The following is a 15124-nucleotide window of genomic DNA, read 5'->3' on the forward strand; positions in this document are numbered from 1 at the left end:
ACCGTGCCCGCGCGCGGCGAGCGGGCGGCGTCGTGCGTGGCGGTGCGCAGGGGACTTCACCCCCGCGTCACCCGGGCGTCCACCGGCGGACATGCCCCCGTGCTCATGTGACACCATGACTCTCATGACTGACATCCAGGCCGGCACCGACGACCGGCGCACCGACGACCGCGCGAAGAGCGCCGCGGACGCCTTCGCGCCCATGAAGCTCCAGACCCCGCGCTCCAGCTCCTGGACCAGGGAGGACGGCGTCCAGTACCTCGTGGCGCTGGACGTGGACGGCACGCTCGTGGACCACGACGGACACATGTCCCGCGGGGTCAAGGACTCCCTGCGCGCCGTGGTGGCCGCCGGGCACCACGTGGTGATCTCCACGGGCCGCTCCATGGGCGCCACCCTGCCCGTGATCCGGCAGGGCCACATCGAGTCCGGTTTCGCGGTGTGCTCCAACGGTGGCGTGACCCTGCGGCTGGACCCCGAGCTGCCCGAGCACTACGAGGTCACCAACCGCGTGAGCTTCGACCCCGCCAACGCCCTGAAGGCACTGGCGAGCAAGCTGCCCACCGCCAAGTTCGCGCTGGAGGGCGCGGACGGGCGGTTCTACTCCACCGAGCGCTTCCAGGACGCCTCCTTCGGCATCGAGGCCGTGGGCGTGGACATCCACGAGCTCGCCGAGATCCCGGCCGTGCGCCTGGTGGTCTACAGCGCCACGGACGCCCCCGGGGACTTCGCGGACGCGATCGAGCAGGCCGGTCTGCACGGCGTGGCCTACTCCGTGGGCTGGTCCTCGTGGCTGGACGTGGCCGCGAACGGCGTCTCCAAGGCCAGCGCCCTGGAGCAGATCCGCGAGCACCTGGGTGTGGACCCCGCCCACACCGTGGCCATGGGGGACGGTCGCAACGACATCGAGATGCTGCAGTGGGCCGCCCGCGGCGTGGCCATGGGCCAGGCCCCGGACGAGGTGGCCGAGGTCAGCTGCGAGGTCACGGGCAGCGTCTACGACGACGGCGCGGCGGCCGTCCTGCGCACCCTGCTGTGAGGTCCACGCCCACCGGCGCGGGACACGACCTGTGAAACCTCATGGAACTGCGATACTGAGACCGTGTTCGTCCTGACCCTGACCCAGCGCGTGGCGGACGCATCCCGCCCGGATCCCGACACGGACCGCGAGGTGTGTCGGCGGCTCAGCGCGCTGCCCACCCGCGCACCGTTCCAGCCCTCGGCCCCCGGTGTGGTCCGCGGTCTCACGGAGGACCCGCAGGCCGCGGTGGACGCGGCCATGACCGGGTTGCGGAACAGCGCCTACGCCGTGGGCATCGGGGTGGGGGACGTGTACCTCACGCGCGTGGACCAGCCGGACGGCCGGGTGGCCGTCACCGCGGAGGGCCCGGGCATGGGCTTCGGGCACCACGCCGCCCAGCACACCCGCAGCACCGACCGTGTGGCCGTGCGTGTGAGCGCGGCGGACCCGGAGGCCGCGGCGCAGGCTGAGGCCGTGCTGCGGATCGTGGGCCACATCGTGGCCGTGCGCAGCGAGGCCGAGTGGCGCGTGGTGGACCTCATGGTCCCCGGTGCGCGAGGACAGCAGAAGGCCGCCGCGCAGCAGCTGGGAATCACCCCGCAGGCGGTGTCCAAGGCCGTGGTCCGCTCCCTGTGGAACGAGGAGTGGCGGGCCCGCCCCGCGGCGGCCACGCTGCTGCGGCTGTGCGAGGCCCCCGGGACGTTCGAGGGATAGCGCCCTGGACCAAGAGCGCACGCTCCCACCCCGGGGAGAACCCGTCCCCGGTTCTCACCACCAGGTGTCCACGGGATGTCCGGCCCCCGTCAGGTCCGCCGCCAGCAGGGGCAGGCACTCTGCGGGCAGCCGCAGCGAACCAGCCACGTCCCGGGCGTCGAAGTAGCCCGTGAGCCACGAGAACGCGGGGTGGTCCTGCGCCAGGGCCTCGCAGCGGGCCACCACGGCCGGGACGTCCTCCTCGGGAGGGAACACCCAGAAGGACTCGAGGTCGGTCAGCTGGAACAGTCCGATCCCGTGGTGCCGCGACCCGGCCGGACCGTGCGTCTGCGCGGGAGGCCTGGCAGCTGCGGGCTGGTCCCAGGCCCGGGACGGACTGCGCACCCACCCGCCCGACGCCGCCGGACCCAGGGCGGGGGCCAGTGGATCCAGTTCCCAGCGAGGTGCGCCCGCGAGCCAGTCCGGAGTGGTGGGTGGGAACAGGGGCGCCTGCGGTGACTCCGGCCACCGGTCCCGCCAGGTGGCAAAGCTGCCCGCCTCGATCCGGTCCCAGAACCGCTCGGCACCCAAATCCACGGAGACCTCGGCCACGCTGCTGCGCTCCCGCGACCACGGGGCGGGCCCGGTGTCACCGGGCAGCTGAGCGGCCTCCGAGGTGAACGGTCGGGAGGCGATGTCCGGGTGGGCGGTGGGTGAGGGCAGCGGCACGGCGCCGGCCGCGGAGATCAGGGTGCGGACCCGGTCCATCAGGTGCTCCGGACCGAGCACCTGGGTGGAGTCCGTGCCGTGGAAGACGTAGACGCGCGCGGCGCTCTCGTCCTGCGGGTCGTGCACGGTCACCTCCGGGGTGGGCAACGGGTGTGCGGTGGGGGTCACCGCCGCGGGAGAGCTTCGTCAGAGACCATCGCGCCGCCGAGCCCTCCAGGTGGCGCCGCGATCATTCAGGATCATCCGACCACGGCCCGGTGACACGCATAAGGAGCCGTGAGACGACGGGGTCCCCGCCGCCGGAGCGCTCCGGCAACGGGGACCCCTCGGAGTCCTGTGGGAATCAGCCGTCCTGCTCGGCCTCCGCGGCGGAGTCGTACTGCGACTGCTCGAAGCGCTGCTGGGCCTCGACGATGAGACGCTCGGCGGTCTCCTTGCCCTCCCAGCCCTCACCCTTGACCCACTTGTTGGGCTCCAGGTCCTTGTAGCGCTCGAAGAAGTGCTGGATCTCCTTCTGGCGGAACTCGTTGACGTCCTCCAGGCCCTGGATGTCGTCGTAGCGCTTGTCGGTGGACACGCACAGCACCTTGGCGTCCCCGCCGGCCTCGTCCGTCATGTTGAACACGGCAATGGGACGGGCCTCCACGATCACGCCGGGCATGATGTCCACGTCCATGATGACCATGGCGTCCAGGGGATCGCCGTCCTCGCCCAGGGTGTCCTCGAAGTAGCCGTAGTGCGTGGGGTACTGCATGGAGGTGAAGAGCACGCGGTCCAGGCGGATCCGGCCGGTCTCGTGGTCGATCTCGTACTTCACGCGAGAGCCGCGGGGGATCTCGATGGTGACGTCCAGCTCCATGGTGACACTCCTTGAGTCGTGATGATGTGACCCGGGCAGCGCGCTCACCCGGCACCCACGGCGCACCGGGCGCGTGGGCAGATGACTCCACGATACCGGCCACGCCCGTCACGGTCCCACCGGCCGCCGCGGGGCCCGGGAACCGGGAGGTGCGTTGTCCCCGTCGGAGCGGTGCAGAACAATAGGGCCATGCCATCTCCCTCCCGGCGCTCGCCGGCCGCCCGCCTCGCGTGGGTGCTCGTGTGCGTGCTGCTGACGCTCGCCGTGGCGGTGGCGGGTGTGCTCGCGGTCCCCGCGATCGCGGGCGAGCTCGCACCCGCGGCCCAGTGGCGGCGGACCCACGCGGAGCTCGAGGCCGGCGCCTCACCGGAATCGTCCTCCTCCGGATCGGACGCTCACGACGCCGCCGCGGGAGAACCGGGGTCCGGAACCTCGAGCGCGTCCGCAGGGGCGGAGGACGCGGGGCCCCGGGCGTCGTCGTCGTCCGAGGAAGCCGCCGCCCCCGCGCCCCTGGACCCCGCAGAGGTGGAGCGCGCTCTGCACGCGGGGCTGGACGGGGCGCCGGGCACCGCGGCGGCCACCGTGAAAGAAGCTGGGCAGGACACCGCGCTCGCGGGGCGGTCACCCGGAAAGCCCATGGTCCCGGCCTCCAACCAGAAGGTTCTCACGGCCCTGAGCGTGGCCGATCACGTGGCGCCCCAGGAGCGGCTGGCCACCACCGTGGTCGCGGGCGAGGAACCCGGGGAGCTCACGCTCGTGGCGGGCGGGGACACGCTGCTCGCCCCCGGCGCGGGGGACCCCGGGGCCGTCAACGGCCACGCCGGGCTGGGCACGCTCGCCCAGCGCACCGCCGAGACCATGCGCCAGGAGACCCCGGGAGGCGTCTCGGGGTCGGTGACCGTCACGGTGGACACGAGTCTGTTCGCGGGACCGGACCGCAACCCCGCGTGGGAGGACGAGGACGTGGCGTCCGGGGAGATCACGCGGGTCTCCCCGATCGCCCTGTACTCGCACCGTGTGCCCGCCCGGGACGGCACGGATCCGGGGGCCGCGGGGGAGCGGCCCGAGGATCCCGCGGTGGCGGCCCTCGACGAGTTCGCGCGCCAGCTGCAGGCAGAGCTCGGCGACGCCGCCCGGGTCACCGCGCGCGGCCGGGCCGGTGCGCCCGCGGAGGCCCGGGAGATCGCCCGCGTGGAGTCCGCGCCCGTGCACGAGCAGAGCGCCTACATGCTCGCGCACTCGGACAACTCCCTCGCGGAGACGCTGGCCCGTGTGGCCGCCGGGCGCTCCGGGCAGGAGGCCGGCGTGGCCGGCGTCCAGGACATGCTGCCGGCCACCCTCCGGGAGCACGGGATCGATACCACCGGCCTGCACGTCCTGGACGCCAGCGGCATGGCACCGGGGAACAGGGTCACCCCCACCACGCTGGCGGGCGCCCTGGACACGCTGCTCACCGAGCCGCGTTTCGCCCCGTACGCCCGGGGTCTCCCCGTGGCCGGGGGCACCGGCACGCTCTCGGAGCGCTTCGACGATCCGCAGGAGGCTGCCGCCCGTGGCGTCTCGCGTGCCAAGACGGGCACGCTGCTGGACGTCGTGGCGCTCACCGGGTACGTGCAGCGGGAGGACGGGCGCGTGCTGGTGTACTCCGTGGTGCTCAACGGCGTCACGGGGAGCACGGACGAGGCCAAGGACCACGTGGACCGCACGGTCGCGGAGCTCGCGCGGACCGGGTGACTCCGGGTCGCACGCAAGGTCGTGCGGGACGGCCGACCCGGGCGTGCCGGCGTGGTGCGCTCCCTCCGTTCGGCGGTCTGCGGCGGGTGACTTCCCACCGAGCACGTCAGTCCGGTGTGGTTGAGTGAGCGCATGAGCCGAGAACTGACCCGCCGCTCGCTGGTCGACTGGGACGCCGCCGCCCAGATCGCCGCCAAGGTGACCCCCGCAGGACCCACCCCCTCCCCGCGGGAGATGTCCAGAGCCGTGGAGTCCCTGCGCTACTTCGCGCACGAGTCCGTGCACCACGTGCACGCCATCACGGGACTGGACGCGGCCGAGAACCTGCGGGACTCCACGGTGCTCGTGGTGGACCGGGCGGGGTGGTCCAAGGCCAACACGCAGACGTTCTCCGTGCTCCTGCAGCCGGTCTTCGACAGGCTCCGCAGCAAGGACCCGGCCACGTTCGACGCCGCCGGGCGCGGGATGGCACCCACGGCCGCCGCCGCGGAGATGGGTGCGCTGGTGGGCTTCCTGTCCTCCAAGGTGCTGGGGCAGTACGACCCGTACGCGGGCCTCGTGTCCGAGCAGGCGGCCCGCTCCCACCCGGGCGGGCGGCTCATGTTCGTGGCCCCCAACGTGCTGTGGACCGAGCGGGAGCTCAACGTGTCCCCGGAGGACTTCCGGCTGTGGGTGTGCCTGCACGAGCAGACGCACCGGGTGCAGTTCGCGGCCGCGCCGTGGCTGCGGGACCACATGCTGGGCCAGATCTCCCAGCTGGGCTCGCTGGATGCGACCGCGTGGCAGAGACTGCGTTCCGTGGGCGCCTCGCTTGCGGGCCGCTCCAAGGACCCCCGCCCGGACGCGGGACTCGGTCCCATGACCCACCTCCTCACGGACGCCGAGCGTGCCACGCTGTCCCACGTGACCGCGGTGATGTCCCTGCTGGAGGGGCACGCGAACGCGGTCATGGACGCGGTGGACGCGAGCATCGTGCCCTCGGTGAAGACCATCCGGCGCCGGTTCGACTCCCGCTCCTCCACGCACGGGGCCCTGGACCGCCTGGTGCGCTCCCTGCTGGGCATGGACGCCAAGATGCGCCAGTACAGCAACGGTCAGAAGTTCGTGGAGCACATCGTGCAGCGGGTGGGGATGGAGCAGTTCAACACGGTGTGGAGTTCCCCACAGACGCTGCCCACCGAGGCCGAGATCCACGACCCCCAGTCCTGGATGCGGCGGGTTCTCGGCTGAGACCCCGTTCCACGCCCCGGGGCGGCGTCCAGCTCCGGTGTGTCAAGATGAGCCCGTGAGCTCTGAAAACATCAATCAGCAGATTCGGCTGTACGGTCAGCCGTTGTCAGAGCGTTTTGGCGCCGTGGTGGGGGCCTACGGCATTACGCAGCGCAGACTGGCCCAGGTCCTGGGCCTGTCCGCGCCCATGCTCTCCCAACTCATCAGCGGCAGACGCATCAAGATCGGAAATCCGGCCGTCTACGAACGGCTGGTCATGCTCGAGGACAGCACGGAGGCCTCGGACCTCGAGGCGGTCCTCACCAGGGTGGAGGCATCGCAGCCGGTGCTCTCCACGTCCCAGATCCGCACGGGGATCACCAAGGACACGGATGCCGTGTCCGCGCTGGCCGGCGTGGTGCCGACGGGGGAGCTGGAACGCGCCCTGGTGATGCTCGGGGACAGCACCCCGGTGCTCTCCAAGGTGCTGGCCATGGCCGAGGAGTGCGCTCGGCGCACCGGCACCACCCAGGACTGAGCGCGTGCAGCAGGGACGCACCGGGCGCTTGAATCCCGCCGTGGCACGGGCGCGGCGCGCGGTGCAGCGCACCGTGGACGCGGCGCTCGGGCCGGACCTGGGGAACGGCACCGCCCCGCCCCTGGTGCTCGTGGGCTGCAGCGGAGGCGCGGACTCTCTCGCCCTTGCGGCGGCCACCGCCCACCTGCTGCGCCGGGGAAGGCTGCGGGTGGGGGCCATGGTGGTGGACCACCAGCTGCAGGAGGGCTCGGCGGAGGTGGCCTCACGCACGGCCGCCACCCTGCGGGGCATGGGACTGGATCCGGTTTACGTGGAACGGGTGCACGTGGCCCGCACCGGCACCGGTCCGGAGATGGCCGCACGCCTCGCCCGGTACGAGGCGTTCCGCGCCGTCGCCGAGCGCACGGGCGCGGCCGCGGTGCTGCTGGGCCACACCCGCGACGACCAGTCGGAGACCGTGCTGCTGGGTCTCACCAGAGGATCGGGCACGCGCTCGCTCTCGGGCATGCCCGAGAGCCTCGTCAAGGACGGTGTGCGCTACCTGCGTCCGCTGCTCAACATCACCCGCGCGGAGACTGAGACGGTGTGCGCGGCGGAGGGTCTGCAGCCCTGGCACGACCCCAGCAACGCGGACACGGCCCTCACCCGGTCCCGGATCCGCCACGAGGTCCTGCCGTTCCTGGAGTCCCAGCTGGGTCCCGGCGTCGCGCGCGCCCTGGCCCGCACCGCGTCTGTCCTGGGGGCGGACGCCGACTACCTCGAGGAACAGGCCGCCGCCGCGTACGACGACGCCCGGGTGCAGGTGGAGGGCACAGCGGCGTCGTCCGTGCTGCTCGACGGCGCGGGGCTCCAGCAGATGCCGGCCGCGCTGCGGCGTCGTGTGCTGGCCCGGGCGTGCGTGGACGCGGGCGGGGAGACACCCACGTTCGAGCGGCTGGGCGCACTGGAGGACTTCGCCCTGGGCTACGGCGCCGCCGGGCCCGTGCAGATGGCGGGTAAAGTGGCCGCGTGGCGGCACCGCTCGGACGCGGACCACGCGCGGGGGTGCCTGGAGCTGCGCGGGGAGCCCACCCCGGCGGCTCAGCAGACATCGTCCACCCAGAACAACCCCGGGAGCGCCCAGTGAAGGCCGAACACGTCAAGGACGACCTCAGCGGCGTCCTGTTCACCAAGGAACAGATCGCCGAGAAGGTCCGCGACCTCGCCCAGCAGATCGACCGCGACTACGAGGGACGCGACGTCCTGCTGGTGGGTGTGCTCAAGGGTGCGGTGCCGATCATGGCTGACCTCATGCGCGAGCTCGACGGCCAGTACCCCATGGACTGGATGGCGGTGTCCTCCTACGGCTCCGGGACCAAGTCCTCCGGCGTGGTGCGCATCCTTAAGGACCTGGACACGGACCTGCACGGCAAGGACGTGCTGATCGTGGAGGACGTCATCGACTCCGGGCTCACGCTGTCCTGGCTGCGCACCAACCTGGAGTCCCGCGGCACCAGGTCCGTGGAGATCTGCACGCTGCTGCGCAAGCCGGACGCCATGAAGACCAGCGTGGACGTCCGCTACGTGGGCTGGGACATCCCCAACGAGTTCGTGGTGGGCTACGGCCTGGACTTCGCGGAGAAGTACCGGAACCTGGACTGCATCGCCACGCTCTCGCCGCACGTCTACGAGTGAGTGGGCGGCGCACACACCCGGTCCAGGGTGCGCTCGCACGACTCCTAGAGAACACCGGGACGGCGCGTGTACCGTGATCCGATCGTGTGCGCTGTGAAAGAACGAACGGCACCCGAGGCGCTGCGGCGCCACTCGAAACGATAGATTGTGCGATACGCGCCACGGCCGCCGTGTCCGCCCCGGGCCCCGGGGACGGCACTCAGAAACGGTGAACCGCGGCAGAGCGTGACACGTCCACGGGAGGATCAACGGCTTGGCCACGGCAAAAAAACCCACCAGTTTCTTTAGAGGTCCCCTCTTCTGGATCCTCCTGGCCATTGTGGTCCTGGTGCCCGTGGGCGCCAGCTTCTTCAGCCCCACCACTGCGCGTGTGGACACCAACGTGGGCCTCGAGCTGCTGGACGAGGGCCAGGTCAACGAGGCCAAGATCTACGACGGCGAGCAGAAGGTGGAGCTCTCCCTCAAGGAGGACTACCACCAGGGTGACCAGAACCTGGGCAAGGAGGTGGAGTTCTACTACGTGAAGCCCCGAGCCGAAGAGGTCGTCAAGACCATGGACGAGGCCAACCTGGAGGGCTTCACCGACCAGCCGGTGGAGAACAACTGGTTCCTGTCCCTGGTGCGCTTCCTGCTCCCGTTCCTGATCATCATGGGCCTGTTCTGGTTCATCTTCTCCCGCATGCAGACCGGCGGGCAGGCCATGAAGTTCGGCCGCTCCAAGGCCAAGATGTTCAACAAGGAGAACTCCGAGGTCACGTTCGCGGACGTGGCCGGCGCGGACGAGGCCGTGCAGGAGCTCGACGAGATCAAGCAGTTCCTGGTGGAGCACGACCGCTTCACCGCGGTGGGCGCCAAGGTGCCCAAGGGTGTGCTGCTCTACGGTCCTCCCGGCACGGGCAAGACCCTGCTGGCCAAGGCCGTGGCGGGTGAGGCCGGCGTGCCGTTCTACTCCATCTCCGGCTCGGACTTCGTGGAGATGTTCGTGGGCGTGGGTGCCTCCCGCGTGCGGGACCTCTTCCAGCAGGCCAAGGAGAACGCCCCCGCGATCATCTTCGTGGACGAGATCGACGCCGTGGGCCGCCAGCGCGGCGCCGGCATGGGCGGCGGCAACGACGAGCGCGAGCAGACGCTGAACCAGCTCCTGGTGGAGATGGACGGCTTCGACGCGAACACCAACGTGATCCTGATCGCCGCGACCAACCGCCCGGACGTCCTGGACCCCGCGCTGCTGCGCCCGGGCCGGTTCGACCGTCAGATCGGCGTGGACGCGCCGGACATGAAGGGCCGCGAGCAGATCCTGCGCGTGCACGCCAAGACCAAGCCGCTGGCCGAGAACGTGGACCTGGCCTCGGTGGCCAAGCGGACCCCGGGCTTCACGGGTGCGGAGCTCGCCAACGTGATGAACGAGGCCGCGCTGCTGACCGCCCGCTCCCACGCCCAGCTGATCGACGACCGCGCCGTGGACGAGGCCATCGACCGCGTGATCGCGGGGCCGCAGAAGCGCTCGCGCGTGATGAAGGAGCTCGAGCGCAAGGTCACGGCCTACCACGAGGGCGGCCACGCCCTGGTGGCGGCGGCCCTGCGCAACACGGACCCGGTCACCAAGATCACCATCCTGCCGCGTGGCCGGGCCCTGGGCTACACCATGGTCATGCCCTCGGACGACAAGTACTCGACCACCCGCAACGAGCTGCTGGACCAGATGGCCTACGCCATGGGTGGGCGCGCCGCGGAGGAGATCGTGTTCCACGACCCCTCCACCGGGGCCTCCAACGACATCCAGAAGGCCACGGACACCGCGCGCAAGATGGTCACCCAGTACGGCATGAGCTCCAAGATCGGCTCCGTGAAGATCGGCGGGGACAACTCGGACCCGTTCGTGGGCCGTGAGATGGGCTCCGGCTCCAAGGAGTACTCGGATCGCACCCTGGCCGTGGTGGACGACGAGGTGCGGCTGCTGCTCGAGCAGGCGCACGACGAGGCCCACCAGATCCTGCTGCAGAACCGGCCCGTGCTGGACCGCCTGGCGCTGGAGCTGCTGGAGAAGGAGACCCTCAACGAGGCCCAGATCCGCGAGATCTTCCGGGACGTGACCCTGCGGGACGTGCGTCCCGTGTGGCAGTCCGGTGAGGAGCGCGAGATCTCCCACGTGCCCCCGGTGGTCACCGCCGCCGAGCACGAGGAGGCCCGCCGCAAGAACCTGCAGGACCCCAGCACCATGGCGCCCCAGGACCAGGCGGTTGCCGCCAAGCCGGAGCACCCGCTGGAGGTCCCGGAGCACCAGGACCCGCAGCCCGGGGGCCAGTCCTCCTCCGGTTCCGGGAGCACGCCGGGCGGGGAGCCCGGCCAGGAACCGGGTGGTGTCCGGCGGGAGAACCGCTGAATGACGCACCAGCACGAACCCGGTGAGCCCGTCTCCGGCTCGTACCTGGAGCACGTGGCGGGTGCGGAGACGGCCGCCGCCGTGGATCAGCCCCGCATCGCGGCGGCCGTCCGGGAGATCCTCCTGGCCGTGGGGGAGGACCCGGACCGCAGCGGTCTGCGGGACACCCCCGAACGGGTGGCTCGCGCCTACGCCGAGGTCTTCGCGGGGCTCCACGAGGACCCGGCCGAGCTGCTGGCCACGTCCTTCGACATCGGCCACTCGGAGATGGTCCTGGTGCGCGACGTGCCGTTCTACTCCACGTGCGAGCACCACCTGGTGCCGTTCCACGGGGTCGCGCACGTGGGCTACATCCCCGGTCCCGAGGGCAAGGTCACGGGGCTGTCCAAGCTCGCGCGCCTCGTGGACCTCTTCGCCAAGCGGCCGCAGGTCCAGGAACGGCTGACCACCCAGGTGGTCGAGGCGCTCGTGGAGCACCTGCACCCCGCCGGCGCGATCGTGGTGGTGGAGTGCGAGCACCTGTGCATGTCCATGCGGGGCGTCCGCAAGCCGGGAGCCAAGACCGTGACGTCCGCCGTGCGGGGCCAGCTGCGCGATCCCGCCACGCGGGCCGAGGCCATGAACCTGATCGCCGCGGGGCACTCGCGGTGACGGGCGATCGCGACGCCGCCACCGGCCTCCCGGCCGCCGCGACCGGCGCCCGGGGCGTCGCGACAGGCGCTTCTCACGTCGCAACCGGCGTCCACGACGCCGCCCGCCACGGTTCTCGTCCGGACGCACCGGCCCGAGCGGGCGGGGGCGCGCCCCTCGGGTGGGGCTCCTTCGACGCGCTGCCCACCGGGCGCACCCTGGTGATGGGCGTGCTGAACGTGACGCCCGACTCCTTCAGCGACGGTGGTCGGCACGACTCCGAGGCCGCCGCCGTCGAGCACGGCCTGCGTCTCGCCGAGCAGGGCGCGGACATCGTGGACGTGGGCGGGGAGTCCACCCGGCCCCACGCGCAGGGAGTGGACCCCGCGGAGGAGCGCCGTCGGGTGCTGCCCGTCATCCGCGAGCTGAGCCGGCACGGCGTGGTGGTGAGCGTGGACACGTTCCACCCGGACACCGCGCGCGCCGCGATCGAGGCCGGCGCCCACATCGTCAACGACGTCTCGGGAACCGCCGCGAGCGACGAGATGATCGAGCTGGTCGGGCAGAGCGGCGTGCCGTACGTGCTGATGCACTCTCGTGGCACCCCGCAGACCATGACCGGTCTGGCCACCTACACCGACACGGTGGGCGAGGTGCTCTCGGAGCTCACGGCCGTGCGCGACCGTCTGCTCGCGGCCGGGGTCCGTCCCGAGCGGCTCGTCGTGGATCCCGGGCTGGGCTTCGCCAAGGCGGGTGGCCAGGACTGGGAGCTGCTCCGAGCGCTGCCGCGGCTGCGGGAGCTCGGCCACAAGGTCCTCGTGGCAGCCTCCCGCAAGCGGTTCCTGGGGGCGCTGCTCGCGGAGGGCGGCACCCCGCGCCCGGTCACGCAGCGCGACGGCGCCACGGCCGCCGTGAGCGCACTGTCCGCGTTCGGCGGGGCCTGGGCCGTGCGCGTGCACGACGTGCCCGCTTCGGTGGACGCGGTCGCCGCCGCCCACGCGTGGCGGGGGATCGAGCCACCCGTCCTGCGCCCCCGTGACACCGAGAGCTGAGGCCACCATGACCACCACGACCCCCGATCCGAGCAGCCACGACCGCATCGTCCTCACCGGACTGGGCGCGGTGGGCTACCACGGCGTCTTCGAGAAGGAACGCCGCAGCGGTCAGCCCTTCTTCGTGGACCTGGTCCTGCACATGGACCTGCGCCCCGCCGGGAGCACCGACGACCTCACGCGCACCGTGCACTACGGCGAAGTGGCCGAGATGGTCCGGGAGATCATCATCGGCACGCGGTTCCAGCTCATCGAGGCCCTCGCGGAGGAGATCGCGCGCAGCCTGCTGGAGACCTTCCCCGCCGTGGCGGTGCTGGAGGTCACGGTGCACAAGCCCAAGGCGCCGATCGACGTCACCTTCTCGGACGTGGCCGTGAGCATCGTCCGACGCCGCCCCGTCCGTTCTGAGGACGGCAGCTGATGCCGCTGCGGTGCGTCGTGGCGCTCGGGGCCAACCTCGGGGACCGGATCACGGCGCTGAGAGAGGCCGTCCGGGAGCTGGCCGCGACCCCGGGCATTGCTCTGCTGGCAACCTCTCCCGTGGTGCGCACCCGTTCGGTGGGCGGGCCCGAGGGCTCACCCGACTACCTCAACGCGGTGGTGGAGCTGTCCTCGGACCTCACCCCGTTCGAGCTGCTGGAGGTGTGCCAGGGGATCGAGCACCGCCACGGTCGCACGCGCGAGGTGCGCTGGGGCCCGCGCACCCTGGACCTGGACGTGATCTGCGTGGCGGGAGTTCGCAGCACCGACCCCCGGCTCGAGCTGCCGCACCCGCGCGCGGCCCAGCGCGCCTTCGTCCTGCGCCCGTGGGCCCTGATGGACCCCGCTGCGGAGCTGGACGGCGTGCCCGTGGCGCGTCTCGCGGACGCCGCCCCGGACCGCGAGGACCTCGTGGTCACCGAGCACACCCTGCGACCGGAGGAGCCGCCGTGCGCTACCTGAACCCGCTGTCCCTCGCGGCCGCGGCACTCGTGGCCGCCGCCATCGGCTGGAGCATGACCCAGGTGGTGGCCGGTGGCCGCCAGAGCCTGCTGGTGCTGCCCTGGATCAGCGTGCTCGCCGAGGTGGGGGCGGGAGTCGTGCTGGCCTACCTGGGACTGCGGCTGCGTGCCTACCGCGACCCCGGGAAGGGCGCCGGGCGGCGTCGTGACCCCGCGAAGCGCAAGCCCTACGATCCCGTGTGGGCCGTGGGCACGGCGGCGGCGGCGCAGGCGGTGGCCTACTACGGTGCACTGTGCGCGGGATGGCACGCGGGGGTCGGGCTGGACCAGCTCACGCTGCTGGGCGTGCGCTCAACGCAGCAGTCCCTGTGGCAGTGCGTTGCCCAGGTGGTGGTGGGAGTGGGCCTCACCGTGCTCGGGTGGATCGTGGAGAAATCCTGCAGGCTTCCTCCCGATGACCCGGACGCGGAGGAGGAGACCCCTTACGGTGGACGGCAGGAACCGTACGCCACTGGAGAGGGAGGCTATGCCCGCCACCGATGAGCTCAGCCCGCCGGATCTGTCCTGGCGGCGGGTCTCACCCAAGTACGTCACGGTGCGCGTGATCGGCGCGGTGACGGCCACGGTGGTGTGGGTGGTCCTCATGGCGGTGCCCCTCGTGCTCGCGCTGCTGGGGCTCTGGGACCGCGGGACCGCGCAGTGGCTGTGGCTGCTGCCCGCGGTGGCTCTCGTGTGGGGTGGCATCAACCTCGCCCTGGTGCCCCGCAGGGTGCGGGCGATCGGCTATGCGGAGGCACCCACCGAGCTGTGGCTGCGCCGGGGCCTGTTCTTCCGCACCGTCACGGTGGTGCCCTACGGGCGCATGCAGTACGTGGACATCAAGACCGGGCCCCTGCTCAGCGCGTTCAACCTCGCGTCCGTCACCCTGCACACGGCCGCCGCGAGCACCGACGCCGTGCTGCCCGGGCTGCCCCGCGAGGAGGCGGACCGGTTGCGCGAGCAGCTCACGGAGCGCGGGGAAGAGCACATGGTGGGCCTGTGACGGGCCGGGACTCCGCCGCAGGAGCACCCGCGGAACGGCCCGTCGGCCACGCCCCGGAGATCACCGTGCGCGGTGACGCCGAGGGCGTGTGGCACCGGGTGCACCCGCTGACCCCGTTCGTGCGCAGCTGGCTGCTGCTCGTGGCCCTGGTGTGGGGCATCGGCAACGCGTTCGTGGACGACCTCGTGTCCTCGCTGGTCAAGCACGAGCCCCTTGAGGTCAACGTGAGCGGGGCGGTCGAGGTCGTCGGCCTGGGCCTGGCGCTCGCCGTGCTGTGCGGCGCCCTGGGTGTGCTGATCGCCCTGGGTCTGCTCTCCTGGTGGTTCATCCGCTACCAGATCACGGAGGACCACGTGCGCTTCCGCAGCGGGTGGCTGTTCCGCACCCAGCGCCAGGCGCGCCTGGACCGGGTGCAGGGCATCGACATCGAACGCCGGTTCCTGCCACGCATCCTGGGCCTCGCGTCCCTCAAGTTCGACGTGGCCGACGGCGGGTCGAGCGTTCTGGAGCTGTCCTACCTCGGGCGGGAGCACGCGCAGCAGCTGCGCCGCCAGCTCCTCGTGGCCGCCCAGCGCGCGGCCACCGACCACCTCGGGTCCGCCTCCGAGGACGCGGGCCC

At 71.9% G+C, this 15124-nt stretch carries 17 protein-coding genes; 15 read left to right on the forward strand and 2 right to left on the reverse strand.

What is annotated here, in order from left to right; all coding sequences use genetic code 11:
- The first annotated feature begins 124 nt into the window (after positions 1-124).
- Together QL985_RS03610 and QL985_RS03615 are read left to right on the forward strand one after the other, a co-directional pair.
- The gene (locus tag QL985_RS03610) at positions 125-1039 is read left to right on the forward strand and encodes an HAD family hydrolase (protein WP_208546778.1); all 915 of its coding nucleotides are present in this window, start codon (positions 125-127) and stop codon (positions 1037-1039) included.
- A 63-nt stretch (positions 1040-1102) separates the two neighbouring features.
- Entirely contained in the window at positions 1103-1735 is a 633-nt protein-coding gene (locus QL985_RS03615) for a hypothetical protein (RefSeq protein ID WP_047978290.1), read from the forward strand.
- A gap of 54 nt (positions 1736-1789) precedes the next feature.
- On the opposite strand, the gene QL985_RS03620 is transcribed toward QL985_RS03615, so the two are convergent.
- Both QL985_RS03620 and QL985_RS03625 read right to left on the reverse strand, forming a co-directional pair.
- Positions 1790-2611, reverse strand: coding sequence for a hypothetical protein (locus QL985_RS03620; RefSeq protein WP_121241982.1), 822 nt, complete (start codon positions 2609-2611; stop codon positions 1790-1792).
- Positions 2612-2786: 175 nt separating this feature from the next.
- On the reverse strand, positions 2787-3302 hold the full coding sequence (locus tag QL985_RS03625; RefSeq protein ID WP_259906121.1) for an inorganic diphosphatase: 516 nt from the start codon (positions 3300-3302) through the stop codon (positions 2787-2789).
- A 189-nt stretch (positions 3303-3491) separates the two neighbouring features.
- Here QL985_RS03625 and dacB point away from each other — a divergent pair, with 189 nt between their 5' ends.
- The 13 genes from dacB to QL985_RS03690 all read left to right on the forward strand — a co-directional run.
- On the forward strand, positions 3492-5036 hold the full coding sequence (gene dacB, locus QL985_RS03630; RefSeq protein WP_191550747.1) for a D-alanyl-D-alanine carboxypeptidase/D-alanyl-D-alanine-endopeptidase: 1545 nt from the start codon (positions 3492-3494) through the stop codon (positions 5034-5036).
- A gap of 132 nt (positions 5037-5168) precedes the next feature.
- Positions 5169-6266 carry a zinc-dependent metalloprotease gene (locus QL985_RS03635; RefSeq protein ID WP_208546779.1) on the forward strand — a complete coding sequence of 366 codons (1098 nt, stop codon included), beginning with the start codon at positions 5169-5171 and terminating at the stop codon, positions 6264-6266.
- Between the two features lie 55 nt (positions 6267-6321).
- Positions 6322-6783 carry a DNA-binding protein gene (locus QL985_RS03640; RefSeq protein ID WP_208546781.1) on the forward strand — a complete coding sequence of 154 codons (462 nt, stop codon included), beginning with the start codon at positions 6322-6324 and terminating at the stop codon, positions 6781-6783.
- 4 nt (positions 6784-6787) lie between these two features.
- Entirely contained in the window at positions 6788-7909 is a 1122-nt protein-coding gene (gene tilS / locus QL985_RS03645) for a tRNA lysidine(34) synthetase TilS (RefSeq protein ID WP_259906125.1), read from the forward strand.
- Positions 7906-8457, forward strand: a complete 552-nt coding sequence (gene hpt / locus QL985_RS03650) for a hypoxanthine phosphoribosyltransferase (RefSeq protein WP_019310552.1) — start codon at positions 7906-7908, stop codon at positions 8455-8457. The genes tilS and hpt overlap by 4 nt, the downstream gene beginning before the upstream one ends.
- A 253-nt stretch (positions 8458-8710) precedes the next feature.
- Positions 8711-10840 carry an ATP-dependent zinc metalloprotease FtsH gene (gene ftsH / locus QL985_RS03655; protein WP_121566838.1) on the forward strand — a complete coding sequence of 710 codons (2130 nt, stop codon included), beginning with the start codon at positions 8711-8713 and terminating at the stop codon, positions 10838-10840.
- Positions 10841-11491: a GTP cyclohydrolase I FolE gene (folE, locus tag QL985_RS03660; RefSeq protein WP_019310550.1), complete on the forward strand. Its 651-nt coding sequence runs from the start codon at positions 10841-10843 to the stop codon at positions 11489-11491. It abuts the gene before it with no gap.
- A gap of 179 nt (positions 11492-11670) precedes the next feature.
- Positions 11671-12522, forward strand: a complete 852-nt coding sequence (gene folP, locus QL985_RS03665; protein ID WP_050899497.1) for a dihydropteroate synthase — start codon at positions 11671-11673, stop codon at positions 12520-12522.
- A gap of 7 nt (positions 12523-12529) precedes the next feature.
- On the forward strand, positions 12530-12943 hold the full coding sequence (gene folB / locus QL985_RS03670; RefSeq protein ID WP_019310548.1) for a dihydroneopterin aldolase: 414 nt from the start codon (positions 12530-12532) through the stop codon (positions 12941-12943).
- Positions 12943-13464: a 2-amino-4-hydroxy-6-hydroxymethyldihydropteridine diphosphokinase gene (folK, locus tag QL985_RS03675; RefSeq protein WP_019310547.1), complete on the forward strand. Its 522-nt coding sequence runs from the start codon at positions 12943-12945 to the stop codon at positions 13462-13464. Before folB ends, folK begins: the two co-directional genes overlap by 1 nt.
- Positions 13452-14006: a DUF3180 domain-containing protein gene (locus QL985_RS03680; RefSeq protein WP_019310546.1), complete on the forward strand. Its 555-nt coding sequence runs from the start codon at positions 13452-13454 to the stop codon at positions 14004-14006. Before folK ends, QL985_RS03680 begins: the two co-directional genes overlap by 13 nt.
- Positions 13990-14505, forward strand: coding sequence for a PH domain-containing protein (locus tag QL985_RS03685; protein ID WP_019310545.1), 516 nt, complete (start codon positions 13990-13992; stop codon positions 14503-14505). The genes QL985_RS03680 and QL985_RS03685 overlap by 17 nt, the downstream gene beginning before the upstream one ends.
- Positions 14502-15124, forward strand: a 623-nt coding sequence (locus QL985_RS03690; protein ID WP_290147590.1) for a PH domain-containing protein, incomplete at its 3' end; no start/stop codon positions are given. The genes QL985_RS03685 and QL985_RS03690, both read left to right, overlap by 4 nt.

The organism is Kocuria sp. APC 4018 (genome assembly GCF_030407675.1).
GTDB lineage: Bacteria > Actinomycetota > Actinomycetes > Actinomycetales > Micrococcaceae > Kocuria > Kocuria rhizophila.

Excerpts from the sequence above, each read along its gene's own strand:
- QL985_RS03610 (WP_208546778.1), top strand. The coding sequence starts at position 125 with ATGACTGACATCCAGGCCGGCACCGACGACCGGCGCACCGACGACCGC.
- QL985_RS03625 (WP_259906121.1), bottom strand. The coding sequence starts at position 3,302 with ATGGAGCTGGACGTCACCATCGAGATCCCCCGCGGCTCTCGCGTGAAG.
- dacB (WP_191550747.1), top strand. The coding sequence starts at position 3,492 with ATGCCATCTCCCTCCCGGCGCTCGCCGGCCGCCCGCCTCGCGTGGGTG.
- QL985_RS03635 (WP_208546779.1), top strand. The coding sequence starts at position 5,169 with ATGAGCCGAGAACTGACCCGCCGCTCGCTGGTCGACTGGGACGCCGCC.
- folE (WP_019310550.1), top strand. The coding sequence starts at position 10,841 with ATGACGCACCAGCACGAACCCGGTGAGCCCGTCTCCGGCTCGTACCTG.
- folB (WP_019310548.1), top strand. The coding sequence starts at position 12,530 with ATGACCACCACGACCCCCGATCCGAGCAGCCACGACCGCATCGTCCTC.
- folK (WP_019310547.1), top strand. The coding sequence starts at position 12,943 with ATGCCGCTGCGGTGCGTCGTGGCGCTCGGGGCCAACCTCGGGGACCGG.
- QL985_RS03685 (WP_019310545.1), top strand. The coding sequence starts at position 13,990 with ATGCCCGCCACCGATGAGCTCAGCCCGCCGGATCTGTCCTGGCGGCGG.